The following is a 13,982-nucleotide window of genomic DNA, read 5'->3' as shown; positions in this document are numbered from 1 at the left end:
TAAGGGCGCTAGTTTAGAAGCGCTTTGATAGAATAAGTGTTACAAATTTGATAGATGCTTAAAACTTCTTTGGTGTTGTCGCTTTGGTTTTTGGAATGGTGCGTGATTAAAGGGGGCAGAACTTTTAGAGCACTTTTGGAATTACTCCTAGCCGCTCCAAGCATCAAATGGGCGTTTTTGTCTTTAAAACTTTGGACAAACCTTAAAGTCTCTAGCGTGAGTTTGACGCTTTTTAAACCCTCTACCACCAAGCAAAGCGACAAGGCTTCATAGCAAAAAATAAAATACCCTTTAGGTTTCAGGCATTTTTTCACTTTAGCCACTAAAGAAGCGAAGTCTAATTCGCTCTGGTGCCTCGCATGCCCTTTAATTTGAGATTTAATAGAGCCTAAAGCATAAAAAGGAGGGTTGCACACAATCACATCATACAAAATCGGGGGGTTGAAATCTAAAAAATCACCCTCAAACACTTGAGCGTTAGGGAATTTAAGGGCGTTTTTTTGGGAACAAAACGCCATTTTGCTATCCTTTTCCACTAAATGAACGCTCGCTAGCGGGTTATCTCTAGCGCAGAGCAAGCCTAGAACCCCACACCCTGAGCCTATGTCTAAAATCGCGCCGCTATTTTTGATAAAAGGGCGTGAAAAATCGTATAAAAAAAGCGAATCGCTATTGTAAGAATAAGCGTTTAAGGGCTGGTATAATCTTAAGAGTTTTCTATCCATAAAAGGGCTTCATTTTCTAAGATTTGCGCATGCAACAACCGCCCTTTAAAAGGGGTTTTTAAAGCGAGCGTATTAAACGCTTCGCCAATCATAGACGCATGCGAATGCAAAAGCAATACATCAATTTTGTCCCTCAAGCTCTCAAACAATCCCCACCCCCCTTCAATGAAATTAAACCCTTTCTCTAGGGGTAAATCTTTAGGGTTGTTGAAAATACTAACCAAACGATTGGGTGCAAAAAAAACTTTTGAATGGGGGCTAATTGAGCGCTTGGATAAAATAGCGATATTGGGGTTTTTACCTTGATAAAAATTATCGCAAAAGCGGGTGTCTAATAAGGGGTTGTCCGTTCTTATGGTTTTCCCAGAAATAATAAGAGTGTTGCATACCGCTCGCTGGTTGTGCGTGAAAATAACGCTTTTTTGCCCGGTGATCTTGCCATGATAATAATCCCCATTCATTCTTAAAGCGAGTTTGAACAAATTAAAACGCCCCTTTTGTTCCATTACCCTAAAAGGCAAGAGCAAGTCTTTAGCCTTGTTTTCTAAATTATGGCAAATTATTGTTTCAATACGAGCCTTTTGTAGCCTTGCTAAACCCCCTTTTTTCGCTTTGTTTTCTTCTGTGGCAATGACCACTCTTTTAGGCTTTAAAATTTCTAACAATTCGCTGCACGCTGGGGTTTTGCCATAAGAATTGCATGGCTCTAGGGTGATTAAAAAAACGCAGTCTGTAAAAGCGTTATCGTGGCGCGTTTTTAAAAAATCGCTTAAAGTTTTAGGGTCTTCTAATTTTTCTAAATCGTTTTTTAAATGGGGGCGTAAAATCTTTAACGCTGATTTGGCGGCTAAGACTTCTGCATGCGGGGTTTTGGCTTTTTTGTGGGTTTCTAAACTCAAGATCTCATGGTTTTTATCTAACACCATGCAAGCCACGCTCGGATTTTCTAAGGCTAGGGTTTGATACTCCCATGCCTTATTCAAGCACATTTCTAATAAACTTTCATAAAGTCTCATGACGGGAAAAAAGGCAAGAGCAAAAAGCCTTTAATCGCTAAAGCGTTAATAATATCAACAAAAAACGCTCCCACCAAAGGCACGACAATAAACGCTACATGCGATGGCCCGTAGTGGTTGGTGATGGTTTGCATATTCACCATAGCCGTTGGAGTCGCTCCAAGCCCAAAACCGCAATGCCCCGCGCACAACACCGCCGCATCATAATCCTTCCCGCATACCCTAAAGGTTACCAGCACCACATAAAGGATCATAAACACCACTTGAACGCTCAAAATAACCGCTAATGGCACAGCGAGTTTTAACAATTCCAATAAATTCACGCTCATTAAAGCGTAGGCTAAAAACAAGCTCAAACTCACATTCCCTATGACTGAAACCTCTCTGTCAAACACGCTATGGATCTTAAAAAACGACAAGGCGTTTCTTAAAATAACCCCCACAAACAAGCACCACACAAAAGTCGGCAAGGTGAAACTTTTAGGCATCAAGTGCGATAAAAAAGTCCCCACCAATAAAGCGATCGCAATTAGAGCTAAAGTTTCTACAAAACTGGATGCGGTGATTAGGCGCTGCTCTTTAGGGGTTTCAAAGCCTTTAGACACCACGCCCTCTAAAGTGTCTTTTTCTTTAGTGTCTTTAGGCTCTAGTTTGTATTTAGAAATCAAATATTTAGCGACAGGCCCTCCAATAATCCCCCCACTCACCAAGCCAAAAGTCGCGCATGCCATGCCCACTTCTAAACTGGAGCTAAAATTATAAGGTGCTTGGGTGAAAAAATTAGCCCATGCCGCGCTAGTGCCATGCCCTCCCACTAAAGCGATAGATCCCCCTAAAAGCCCCATTAAAGGATTGACCCCTAAAAGGCTAGCGATAGAAATCCCCACTGCATTTTGACACACCACAAACCCCGCCACAGCCAGCAAAAAGACCGCAAGCATTTTGCCGCCTTTTTGTAAAGATTTGAAATCCGCGCTCAAACCAATGGTGATAAAAAAAGTCAGCATTAAAGGATCTTTTAAAGAAGAATCAAACTGCAAGCCAAAATTGTAAAATTGACGCGCTAACATGATAGTAAAAGCGACTAAAACCCCGCCCACAACAGGCTCTGGAATATCATAATCGCGTAAAAACTTGACTTTAGAAATCACATAACGCCCCAAAAGCAGCACTAAAACCATGCACACTAAAGTGGCATAAATATCCAACTTAATTTCTTGCAAGCTTGCATCCTTATTAATCAAATTTATCTTATTATAATATAATACCCCCCTAAAAGAACGAGATCAGTTAGAAAGTAGGTGTTCCTTGCATACAGTATTACAAATTGGAGCTGGTGGCGTAGGCAGTGTGGTAGCACACAAAATGGGCATGAACAGAGATGTGTTTAAAAATATCATTTTAGCGAGCAGGAGTTTAGACAAATGCTATGCGATTAAAGAAAGCATGCTCAAAAAGGGTTTGGGGGAAATTGGCGTTGAACAAGTGGATGCAGATGATACGCAAGCCTTAGTCGCTTTAATTCAAAAACACAAGCCTAAAGTCGTTGTTAATGTGGCTTTACCCTATCAGGATTTAACGATCATGCAAGCATGTTTAGAGACTAAAACGCATTACATTGATACCGCCAATTACGAACACCCGGATTTAGCGAAATTTGAATACAAAGAGCAATGGGCGTTTGATAGGGCTTATAAAGAAGTGGGGATTTTAGGGGTTTTAGGGGCTGGGTTTGATCCGGGCGTTACTAACGCTTATGTCGCTCACGCTCAAAAACACCATTTTGACACTATCCACACTTTAGATATTTTAGATTGTAACGCTGGGGATCACAAACGCCCTTTTGCCACGAATTTTAACCCTGAAATCAATTTAAGGGAAGTCAGCTCTAAAGGGCGTTATTATGAAAACGGCAAATGGATTGAAACAAAGCCTTTAGAAATCAAGCAAGTGTGGGCTTACCCGCAGATTGGCGAAATGGATTCGTATCTTTTATACCATGAAGAATTGGAATCGTTAGTCAAAAACATTAAGGGCTTAAGAAGGGCTAGGTTTTTTATGACTTTCTCTCAAAATTATTTAACCCACATGAAATGCTTAGAAAATGTCGGCATGCTAGGTATTAAAGAAATAGAGCATCAAGGCGTAAAAATCGTGCCGATACAATTTTTAAAAACCTTGCTTCCGGATCCAGCGACTCTAGCCAAAGACACCACCGGTAAAACCAACATTGGGTGCTATATGACCGGCATTAAAAACAGCCAAGACAAAACGCTCTACATTTACAACGTGTGCGATCATAAAAAGTGCTATGAAGAAGTGGGTTCGCAAGCCATAAGCTACACCACCGGCGTGCCAGCGATGTGTGCGGCTAAAATGATTTGCAATGACACTTGGAGCGCGGATAATTTTAGGGCCGGGGTGTTTAACATAGAAGAATTAAACACCGATCCTTTCATGGAAGAATTGATCAAACAAGGCTTGCCTTATGAAGTGATTGAGCGCTAGTTTTAGGCTTCAATCTTCACTGGGTGCGATAAACACCGATTCCCTTTCTATCGTAATATTCTTATCGTCTGCACTATAAGCTTGTATGGTAATAGGGATTAAAGCGTCTCTAGTGCGTTTGTATTCTGTGGCGTTACTTTTTAGGGGTTTTCTTAAAATCACTACCGCTTTAATCTTTTGTCCGGCTTTAATGGCGATAGGGTTTAAAGGCTTTTTGATTTGAATGTCTTTTTGCCCTAAAATTTTGAAATAAAACTCATGGTCTTTATTGTCCGTGTTATGGAATAAAAACACGTAATCGTTATCCACATACCCGCTAGAGCGCAATTCATACAGATCGCTGTTGCGGTTAATGTCTAAAAGCATGCGTTCTTTTTTAAACGAAGTGATGGCTAAAAGAGCTATCACAACAGCGATAACCCCCAAATAAGCGATCGTTTTTAAACGCACCAGGTGCACTTTTTGGCACGTGTTAATGGCGTTAGTTGAAGACCATTGGATGAGTGAAGGGCGCTTGAACTTAGCCATGGTAATTGTGCATGCGTCCACGCATTCTAAGCAATTGATGCATTCTAATTGCAAGCCTTTCCTGATATCAATATGCGTGGGGCAAACCTGCACGCAATGCAAACAATTCACGCATTCGTTTTCTGGGTTGCGCTTTTTGGGGGGTAAGGGGAAGAGATGGCCCTGATTATTATAAAGCGCTCCGCCGCGTTTTTCATCATAAATGGGGTTTAAGGTGTCATTGTCATACAACACCGATTGCACCCTAGCATAAGGGCATAAATAAATGCAAAAACGCTCCGCAACCACCACTATATCAAACAGCACCACAGCCGTGCTAAAAAGCCAAAAACCCATAGCAATAGGGTGATCGCTAGGGTTTTTAAGATACATAAAAAAGTCTTCAGGGGCGATGAAATAAAAGAAAAATAACATCATTAGCCCCGCCACAACAGGAGCGAACAATAAAACGCTCAATGCTTTACGCGCCTTATAGCTTGGGGTGTTTTTAGGGCTTTCTTGCTTGTTACTGATCTTTTTATGGAGTTTGAAAATCTTGGTTTCAATCACATCTCTATAAAGCACCCTTAAAAAGGTTTGCGGGCAAGCCCAACCGCACCACACACGCCCAAGGCTAGTGGTGATGAAAAAAATCCCTATAAAAAGCAAAATAACCATGAAAGGCAAAATTTGCAATTCTTCAGCGCTAAAGATCTTGCCTAAAAAATGCAGTTGCTTATGCTCAAAGGAGATCAAAAACAAATGCGCCCCATCAATGCGAACAAATGGCGTGATTAATAACGCTAAAGAAATCAATAAAAACCCTATATAACGCTTCAAGCGGAACGATTTTAAAAAATGGCTAGAAGTTTCAAGCATTCTCAATATCCTAAAAATTTTAATCCACTATACCCTAACAACTTAACGCTTTCACTTAAAAAGCAACATGTTATAATGATCGCTATTTTATTTGAAAGGGTATTTATGGAAGGCGTTTTAAATTTCCTAACCAATATCAATGTGATTTTCACCCTTTTGGGCTATCTGATTGGGGGGATTCCTTTTGGCTATGCGTTAATGAAAATCTTTTATGGCATGGATATTACTAAAATCGGATCGGGGGGCATTGGTGCGACGAATGTCTTGCGCGCTTTACAAAGTAAGGGCGTGAGTAACGCTAAACAAATGGCCTTATTAGTCTTAATCTTGGATCTCTTCAAAGGCATGTTTGCGGTGTTTTTGAGCAAATTGTTTGGGTTGGATTACAGTTTGCAATGGATGGTCGCTATCGCTAGCATTTTAGGGCATTGTTATTCGCCTTTTTTGAATTTCAATGGAGGCAAGGGCGTTTCTACGATCATGGGCTCTGTGGTGTTGCTCATCCCTATTGAAAGCCTCATCGGCTTGACGGTGTGGTTTTTTGTGGGTAAGGTGCTTAAAATCTCTTCACTCGCTAGCATTCTAGGGGTAGGCACAGCGACTGTTCTTATCTTTTTTGTGCCTTATATGCATATCCCAGACAGCGTCAATATCCTTAAAGAAGTCGGCACGCAAACGCCTATGGTGCTTATTTTTATTTTTACCCTTATCAAGCATGCGGGCAATATTTTTAATTTATTAGCCGGCAAGGAAAAGAAAGTCTTATGAAAATTAAACAAGGCGTTCATGTCCATAACTTGGTGTTTGAAACGATTTTGGGGATTTTAGAGTTTGAACGCTTAAAACCCCAAAAAATAAGCGTGAATTTGGATCTTTTCTACACAGAGTTACCCAATAAGGCTTATTTAGATTACATAAAAATCCAAGAGCTTATTCAAAAAATGATGCAAGAAAACCAATATCTTCTCATTGAAGACGCCCTGAAAGATTTGAGCCATGCTTTAAAAACGCGCTATAGTGAAATCTCTGAGCTTCATTTAAAAATCAGCAAGTTAGAAATTTCTCCAAATTCTCAAGTGGGAGCGAGCGTGAAAATTTGCTATGAAAACGATCTTTAGCTTCTTTTTTCTCGTTATTATTTTAAAAGCAAACCCCATAAACCCTTTATTAGAGCCGTTATATTTCCCAAGTTACGCGCAATTTTTAAATTTAGAACCTCATTTTGTCATTAAAAAAAAGCGCACTTATAGGCCCTTCCAATGGGGGAATACCATCATTATCAAACGCCATGACTTAGAAGAGCGCCAAAGCAACCAGCCAAGCGATATTTTCCGCCAAAACGCCGAAATCAATGTGTCTTCTCAAACTTTTTTAAGGGGCATGAGCAGCGCTTCTTCACGAATAGTGATCGATTCAGTCGCTCAGTAAAATGCTAAAACTTTTTTAATCACATTTTTCTTGGTATTTTCTTAATCCTAAAACAAATTTAAGGTATTATTAAATAGAATAATGTAATAATAACTTTAGGTTTAAAACTTGACTAAATTTTTTAGAAAAAAGTAAATAAAAAGGCTAAAAGAAATGCTTAGAAATAAATTTCGTATCGTGTTTGTCTCTTGTATTGTCGCTAGCAGTTTGCAAGCTCAAGAAAAAACCCACACTTTGGGTAAGGTAACCACTAAGGGTGAAAGGACTTTTGAATACAACAATAAAATGTATATTGACAGAAAAGAGCTCCAACAACGCCAAAGCAACCAAGTCCGTGATATTTTTAGGACCAGAGCGGATGTGAATGTGGCTAGTGGGGGCTTAATGGCGCAAAAAATCTATGTTAGGGGGATTGAAACGCGCCTTTTAAGGGTAACAATAGATGGCGTCGCTCAAAATGGTAACATTTTCCACCATGACGCTAACACCGTGATCGATCCTAATATGATTAAAGAAGTGGAAGTGATTAAGGGGGCGGCGAACGCTTCAGCAGGCCCTGGCGCGGTGGCGGGTAAATTGTCTTTCACCACGATTGACGCTAACGACTTCTTAAGAAAGAATCAAACTTATGGGGCTAAAGCGGAAGCGGCCTTTTACACCAACTTCGGGTATCGCATGAACGCTACAGCAGCCTATCGTGGTAAAAATTGGGACATTCTCGCTTATTACAACCATCAAAATATTTTTTACTATAGAGACGGGAACAACGCTTTTAGGGATCTCTTCCACCCTAACTACGATTTACAAGATCCAAGCAATAGCGAAATGAGCGTAGGGACTCCGAGCGAAGTCAATAGCGTTTTAGCCAAAATTAATGGCTATATCAACGAAACCGATAGCATTAGCGTGAGCTACAATCTCACACGAGACAATTCTACAAGGCTTTTACGCCCTAACACCACTTCAGCCCTCTCCAAAGCCAATGACCCAGGAAGCCAGCCAGCCCCCTTTGTGATTGACTTTGGGAAAGAATTAGCCCATACGATCAACTTCAACCACAATTTGAGTCTGAAATACAAGCATGAAGGCGGCCCTAATTTTAACCAGCCGCGCGTTGAATCCACTGCCTTTTTAGGGGTAAGGGGAGGGAATTATAACCCTGTGGTGAATCCTTTCGCTTACAATTCTAACGAGCCGGCTAACCCAGATTATATCCCTGAAGTTAAGGAGTGGTGTAATAACCCGGACAATATCAGCCAATGCACGCAAGGGGCTATCAGGCCTTCTAATGGAGGCTATCAAATAGGCTATGGTGCGCCTAACTCTATTAATTGGCAAGGGGATAGCGATTCTAGTGGAGGGGCGCAAGCAGGGTATGGGCAGCTTAGCGCTACCATGCTTTCTACAAGCGCGAATGTTTATCATGGGCTTGTCCCTAAAAACCCTGATTATGACATGACCCCCCCTAACGCTCAAAACCCTAGCGCGAACGATTGGACTTTAGGGAATGCGGACGCTGAGGGGACTTTAGCCAGAAGGATTTTCTTAATCAACTCAGGCGTTAATTTTAAAGTAACCCACCCCATTAGCGAAGATTACGGGAATGTGTTTGAATACGGCATGATTTATCAAAACCTGAGCGTTTTCTCTGGATTGGATAAAGGCAAAAACGGCTTTTATAAAAACAACATTGATCCTAACGACCCTAACGGGCCGGGCTTGCCTTACCGCCATTACTACACCGATCAAAGCTCTCAATACCCTCAAAATCTCAACACCCCTAACCCGCTCTATCGTAACATGCCCCAAAATTCGCATGCGATCGGCAATATCATCGGAGGGTTTATGCAAGCGAACTACAATATTTTAAGCAATGTGATCGTGGGTGCGGGAACTCGTTATGATATTTACACTTTGCTAGACAAAAACGGCCGCACGCATGTAACTTCTGGTTTTTCGCCTTCTGCAACCGTGCTTTATAACCCCATTGAAAGCATTGGCTTGAAAGTGAGCTATGCGTATGTAACTAAGGGGGCTTTGCCTGGCGATGGCGTTTTGATGCGCGATCCTACGGTGATTTATCAAAGGAATTTGCGCCCTGCGATCGGTCAAAATGTGGAATTCAATGTGGATTTCAACAGCAAGTATTTCAATGTGCGCGGGGCAGCGTTCTATCAAGTCATCAATAACTTCATCAACAGCTACGGGCAAGACACTTCTAAAAATGGTGGGGGTAATGCGACCGCAAAAAACATGTCAGGGAATTTACCCGAAACCATTAATATCTATGGTTATGAAGTTTCAGGAAATGTGAGGTATAAGAATTTCTTAGGGACTTTCTCAGTGGCTCGCTCTTGGCCAACGGCTAGGGGGCATTTATTAGCGGACACTTACGCTCTAGCTGCAACGACTGGGAATGTGTTTATCTTAAAAGCCGATTATGATGTTCGCAGGTGGGGACTTACTTTAACCTGGCTCTCACGCTTTGTAACTAACATGTATTATGAAGGCTATTCTATCTATTACCCGCAATACGGCTTGATAAAAATCCATAAACCCGGGTATGGCGTGCATAATGTCTTTATCAACTGGACCCCTACTTCTAAAAAATGGCAGGGTTTAAGGATTTCAGCCGTGTTTAACAATATCTTAAACAAGCAATATGTGGATCAAACTTCTGTGTTTCAAGCGAGTGCGGACGCTCCAGCGAGCGATATGATCCCCAAAGGCAAGCGCATGGCACTCCCTGCCCCTGGATTTAACGCGCGTTTTGAGGTATCCTATCAGTTCTAAAATTAAAGAAATCTTAGGATTTCTTTTTGAATTTTAAACATGGAAACAAGCATGAAAAAGCCCTATAGAAACCGCCAAACTCTATGGAAAAAGTTCCGCTCACTCAATAAACTCATTAAGACGCTCTTAAGGATTTTAAAAAAGTAGTTTTATCAAAAATTTAGCAAGTTTAGTTTAAGATAACGCTTTATTTTAACTCAAAAAAGGAATCAAACGCGCTTCACTATGGCTAAAGAAACGCTCCCAATAACCCCGGATCTTTTGAAAAGCCCTTATCAAAAAATCATCAATGCGAGCGCGAGCGTTTTTGATGAAAACCATGGGCGATCGTTTTTTAGCACGCAATTTTATGAAACAATTGAACCTTATTTAAAAGAAGTTTTAACCCATCCCATTGATTTAGGATGCGATCTAAACACCGCTAAAAAAAAGAACCGCTTAACCCCTTTAAAAAAGCTTTTCAAAGCGTGTTTTGACACCGAAGAAATTTTGATTGTCAATAACAACACCAGCGCAATATTTCTCATTGCTAACGCTTTAGCGCAAGAAAAAGAAATCGTTGTTTCTTATGGTGAATTAGTGGGGGGGGATTTTAACCTTAAAGACATTTTATTAAGTAGTGGGGCTAGGCTGCATTTAGTGGGGAACATCAATCGCGCTTATTTAAGGGATTACCGCTTAGCCTTGAATGAAAACAGCAAAATGCTATTAAAAACCCACAACCCCCATTTTAAAAAAGACACGCCCTTTAAAGATTTACAAACTCTGGCTAAAGAGCATGATCTCATTGATTATTACAATTTAGGGGATGTGGATTTGTTAAACAGAGCGGCTTTAGAAGAAATTTTAGCTCTCAAACCATCGCTTGTAAGCTTTAGCGCGGATAAACTCTTTAACAGCGCGCAAGCGGGCATTATTATGGGGCAAAAAGAATGGGTTGAAGCGTTAAAAAACCACCCCCTTTATAGAGCCTTGAGGGTGGGTAAAATCACTCTCACCTTGCTTTTTCACAGCCTAAAAGCATGGGCAAATCATCAAGAAGACATTACAATTCATGCGTTATTGAACCAAACTAAAGACGCATTATTGCAAAAAGCTCTCAAACTCTACGCCCTTTTAAAGCCTTTAGAATTGAATGTGAGCATAGCCTCTAGCTTTTCTAAAATAGGGAATTTGCCCGATAGAGAATTAGAATCCTTTTGCGTGAAAATCCAGCCCAAAAACACCCGCGCTTTAAATGGTGAAAAACTTTATTTAAAGCTTTTTCAAAAAGGCATTATCGCAAGAATTTCATGCGAATTTGTGTGCTTGGAAGTCTTTAGCCTGAATGAAAAAGATTTTGAAAAAATCGCTCTAATCTTAACAGAAATTCTTAACAAAGCTTAAAAATTCGCTATAATAAAATTTCTTTTAAACGCGCCATATCCCCCACAAAACGATAGAAAATAAATTTAAAGGAACTTGAGAATGGAAAAAATCAGCGATCTTATAGAATGCATTGCGTATGAAAAAAATTTGCCTAAAGAGATGATTTCAAAAGTGATTCAAGGCTGTTTGTTAAAAATGGCGCAAAATGAGTTAGACCCACTAGCGCGCTACTTGGTGGTTGAAGAAAACAAGCAGCTCCAGCTTATCCAGTTGGTAGAAGTTTTAGAAGATGGTGATGAAAGATTGATTAACGACCCTTCTAAATACATCAGCTTGTCTAAAGCCAAAGAAATGGATCCAAGCGTTAAGATTAAAGACGAATTGTCTTACAGCTTGAGTTTGGAGAGCATGAAGCAAGGAGCGATCAACCGCCTTTTTAAAGATTTGCAATACCAGTTAGAAAAAGCGTTAGAAGACAGCCACTTTGAAGCGTTTCAAAAGCGTCTTAACAGCGTTTTAATGGGGCAAGTGATTTTAGTGGATAACAATCAAAACACTTTTATTGAGATTGAGCAGCAATTTCAAGGCGTTCTTTCCATGCGCCATCGCATCAAGGGCGAGAGTTTTAAAGTAGGCGATAGCATTAAAGCGGTTTTAACGCAAGTCAAACGCACAAAAAAGGGTTTATTATTAGAGCTGAGCCGCACCACCCCTAAAATGCTTGAAGCTTTGTTGGAATTAGAAGTCCCTGAAATTAAAGATAAAGAAATTGAAATCATCCATTGCGCGCGAATCCCAGGCAACAGAGCGAAAGTGAGCTTTTTTTCCCATAACGCTAGGATTGACCCCATAGGCGCGGCTGTGGGGGTTAAGGGCGTGCGCATTAATGCGATCAGTAACGAATTGAATAAAGAAAATATTGATTGCATAGAGTATTCTAATGTGCCTGAAATTTACATCACTCTCGCGCTCGCTCCAGCCAAAATTTTAAGCGTTGAAATTAAAAAAATCCCTATAGAAGAATTGAGCACTGAAGAAAAAGAATCCATTCAAGAGCGTTTTATTGTCAATAACCATTTGCAAAAGGCTAAAGTGCACTTGTTAGACATTGAAAAATCTAAAGCTATCGGTAAAGGCGGGGTGAATGTGTGCTTAGCGTCCATGCTTACAGGCTATCATATAGAGTTTGAAACCATTCCTAGCGTCAAAGAAAACGCAGAAAATGAAAGCGAAAAAGAAACGCAAAAAGTAGGGGTAGAAGCTTTAGAGTCTTTGTTTAAGAATTAAAATTGTTTCTGTGAAACTTATTGAGTCTTTAATCAAAAGGAATTTAAATTAAAAGGCTTGTGGTGTTAAATAAGTGCGTGATTGAATTTCTTAAGGCTAAACTTAAAAGGAATAGTTCAGGTTTTTCAATGAATGAGTATTGAAATTTTCAAAATAGCAAAAAACACTCAATTAAGGGAAATTTGCATCAAGTCTTATTGGAATGGACGCAAAAATGGGTTGGGTTGAATTAAAGATATTTAGAAACTAATCTTTGTATTATATGCAATTCTCCAAAAAAACCAATCATAAATAGAATCGTAACCATTAGATTAAACCAAAAAATAGGTTTTTTGAAATTTTCTTGTTTATCTTTTTCCTCTTTTGATAAGGATATTTTTGATAAAAAGAAAAAAGCAGATACAAAATATTCCCAAAAAATAAAGCTATAAAAGCCATAACAAAAACCAAACGATAGGCGTTCGCTTTGTCAATATTTGATAAAACAGAAGTAGAAAACGCCAATCCCCCAACAAATGTTAAAACAATAGAGGCAAAAATACCTAAAATTGTTATGTATTGTGTTTGTTGCTTATTCAATTCTTCGCTTAATTTTTTATAGTTTTTATTTAGATCATCTAACTTTATAGAAACATCTTTAACTCTACTCATTTTCTCATCAAAATCTTGCAGTCTGATACACTCTAAATTCATGCGATCATAAAGCTTTTCTAGTTTTGGTTTAATGCTTTCAACTTCTCTATTATTTTGAATCTCTTTGAGTGTCTTTATATTTTGTGTGAGCATCATAAAGGCTTGCTCTTTATCCCTTGTGGAATTTAAAATAATAGTTGTGTTTTTTGAGTATTTATGCTTGTATTCTCCTTCATAGATTTCTTTGAGATCTTTGATGATTTGATCTTTTTGACTAGACAAATCCCCTTCTTCGCACAGCAATACAATAATTTCTTCTAGCTTTTTATCTTTATCTTCTTCTTTAGTTTCCATTTGCTTGTTTTGCTTCTTGTTTGATCAAATCTTTGCTAATGATTTCTTTTCTATCTTCTTTGAAGCTTTTATGCCAAGCACCATCTTCTTTATGACTTTCTTTCACTAAATCCCAATAGGATTTTTCGTTGCATTTTTTTATGGAGCGATTGATGGTTTCAAGTTCATCTTCTCTAAGATTTTGTGAGAGCGTTTCTTCTTTGGGTTTGTCAATAGAATTGGCACCATAATTGCGGTATTCATAATACACTTCCCTTGCAACAGGCCCGTATTTCCAAGCTTCAAAATCATCAGAAACTAGGTGTTTGTCAAACTTTTTAATATAGTCAAGCTCTGTGAAATACAAAGTTTTTTGCAATTCTAAGTTGCTCAATTCTTTGTTTGAACGCTTAAGAATATATTTTGCTAGCTCCAAAGTATTGACCATTAATACCTCCTAGTTAGTTTTTGCTAATTTTAACTAAATATTGTTAACTTTCTAACC

The 13,982-nt window shown here is 39.3% G+C and carries 12 protein-coding genes and 1 pseudogene; 7 read left to right on the top strand and 6 right to left on the bottom strand.

Going from position 1 to position 13,982, the window contains the following annotated elements:
- Nucleotides 1–8: 8 nt before the first annotated feature.
- Genes HG567_RS07080 through gltS form a run of 3 tightly spaced genes read right to left on the bottom strand, consistent with a single transcriptional unit; the run spans nucleotide 9 to nucleotide 2,964 of the window.
- The gene (locus tag HG567_RS07080) at nucleotides 9–725 is read right to left on the bottom strand and encodes a tRNA1(Val) (adenine(37)-N6)-methyltransferase (protein WP_202163794.1); all 717 of its coding nucleotides are present in this window, start codon (nucleotides 723–725) and stop codon (nucleotides 9–11) included.
- Complete coding sequence (locus tag HG567_RS07075) at nucleotides 707–1,741, bottom strand: bifunctional diaminohydroxyphosphoribosylaminopyrimidine deaminase/5-amino-6-(5-phosphoribosylamino)uracil reductase (protein WP_202139634.1); 1,035 nt, start codon at nucleotides 1,739–1,741, stop codon at nucleotides 707–709. The genes HG567_RS07080 and HG567_RS07075 overlap by 19 nt, the downstream gene beginning before the upstream one ends.
- Complete coding sequence (gene gltS, locus HG567_RS07070; protein WP_202163793.1) at nucleotides 1,738–2,964, bottom strand: sodium/glutamate symporter; 1,227 nt, start codon at nucleotides 2,962–2,964, stop codon at nucleotides 1,738–1,740. The genes HG567_RS07075 and gltS overlap by 4 nt, the downstream gene beginning before the upstream one ends.
- Nucleotides 2,965–3,049: 85 nt before the next feature.
- On the opposite strand from gltS, the gene HG567_RS07065 reads away from it, so the two are divergent.
- Nucleotides 3,050–4,249 (top strand): saccharopine dehydrogenase family protein, encoded by a 1,200-nt coding sequence (locus tag HG567_RS07065; protein ID WP_202139632.1) that lies wholly within the window; start codon nucleotides 3,050–3,052, stop codon nucleotides 4,247–4,249.
- 9 nt (nucleotides 4,250–4,258) lie between these two features.
- Here the strand turns inward: HG567_RS07065 and ccoG are convergent, their stop codons facing one another.
- Nucleotides 4,259–5,635 carry a cytochrome c oxidase accessory protein CcoG gene (gene ccoG, locus HG567_RS07060; RefSeq protein WP_202163792.1) on the bottom strand — a complete coding sequence of 459 codons (1,377 nt, stop codon included), beginning with the start codon at nucleotides 5,633–5,635 and terminating at the stop codon, nucleotides 4,259–4,261.
- A gap of 105 nt (nucleotides 5,636–5,740) precedes the next feature.
- Between ccoG and plsY the strand changes: the two genes are divergently transcribed.
- The 6 genes from plsY to nusA all read left to right on the top strand — a co-directional run bounded on the left by plsY (nucleotide 5,741) and on the right by nusA (nucleotide 12,511).
- Nucleotides 5,741–6,403 (top strand): glycerol-3-phosphate 1-O-acyltransferase PlsY, encoded by a 663-nt coding sequence (gene plsY / locus HG567_RS07055; protein WP_001875945.1) that lies wholly within the window; start codon nucleotides 5,741–5,743, stop codon nucleotides 6,401–6,403.
- The gene (locus HG567_RS07050; protein ID WP_202139629.1) at nucleotides 6,400–6,753 is read left to right on the top strand and encodes a FolB domain-containing protein; all 354 of its coding nucleotides are present in this window, start codon (nucleotides 6,400–6,402) and stop codon (nucleotides 6,751–6,753) included. The genes plsY and HG567_RS07050 overlap by 4 nt, the downstream gene beginning before the upstream one ends.
- Nucleotides 6,737–7,063: a Plug domain-containing protein gene (locus tag HG567_RS07045; RefSeq protein ID WP_202163791.1), complete on the top strand. Its 327-nt coding sequence runs from the start codon at nucleotides 6,737–6,739 to the stop codon at nucleotides 7,061–7,063. Before HG567_RS07050 ends, HG567_RS07045 begins: the two co-directional genes overlap by 17 nt.
- Nucleotides 7,064–7,216: 153 nt before the next feature.
- Nucleotides 7,217–9,856, top strand: a complete 2,640-nt coding sequence (locus tag HG567_RS07040; protein WP_202163790.1) for a TonB-dependent receptor — start codon at nucleotides 7,217–7,219, stop codon at nucleotides 9,854–9,856.
- A gap of 225 nt (nucleotides 9,857–10,081) precedes the next feature.
- The gene (locus HG567_RS07035; protein WP_202139626.1) at nucleotides 10,082–11,242 is read left to right on the top strand and encodes an aminotransferase class V-fold PLP-dependent enzyme; all 1,161 of its coding nucleotides are present in this window, start codon (nucleotides 10,082–10,084) and stop codon (nucleotides 11,240–11,242) included.
- An 81-nt stretch (nucleotides 11,243–11,323) separates the two neighbouring features.
- The gene (nusA, locus tag HG567_RS07030; protein ID WP_202163789.1) at nucleotides 11,324–12,511 is read left to right on the top strand and encodes a transcription termination factor NusA; all 1,188 of its coding nucleotides are present in this window, start codon (nucleotides 11,324–11,326) and stop codon (nucleotides 12,509–12,511) included.
- A gap of 229 nt (nucleotides 12,512–12,740) precedes the next feature.
- On the opposite strand, the pseudogene HG567_RS07025 reads toward nusA, so the two are convergent.
- Nucleotides 12,741–13,498 (bottom strand): annotated as a pseudogene (locus tag HG567_RS07025) (hypothetical protein).
- Complete coding sequence (locus HG567_RS07020) at nucleotides 13,488–13,925, bottom strand: Panacea domain-containing protein (protein WP_202139624.1); 438 nt, start codon at nucleotides 13,923–13,925, stop codon at nucleotides 13,488–13,490. Before HG567_RS07020 ends, HG567_RS07025 begins: the two are co-directional and overlap by 11 nt.
- Between the last annotated feature and the right edge of the window lie 57 nt (nucleotides 13,926–13,982).

Source organism: Helicobacter pylori (assembly GCF_016755635.1).
GTDB lineage: Bacteria > Campylobacterota > Campylobacteria > Campylobacterales > Helicobacteraceae > Helicobacter > Helicobacter pylori_CQ.
The sequence above is the reverse complement of the archived record's forward strand: the minus strand, read 5'-3'. Positions and strand labels throughout refer to the sequence as shown.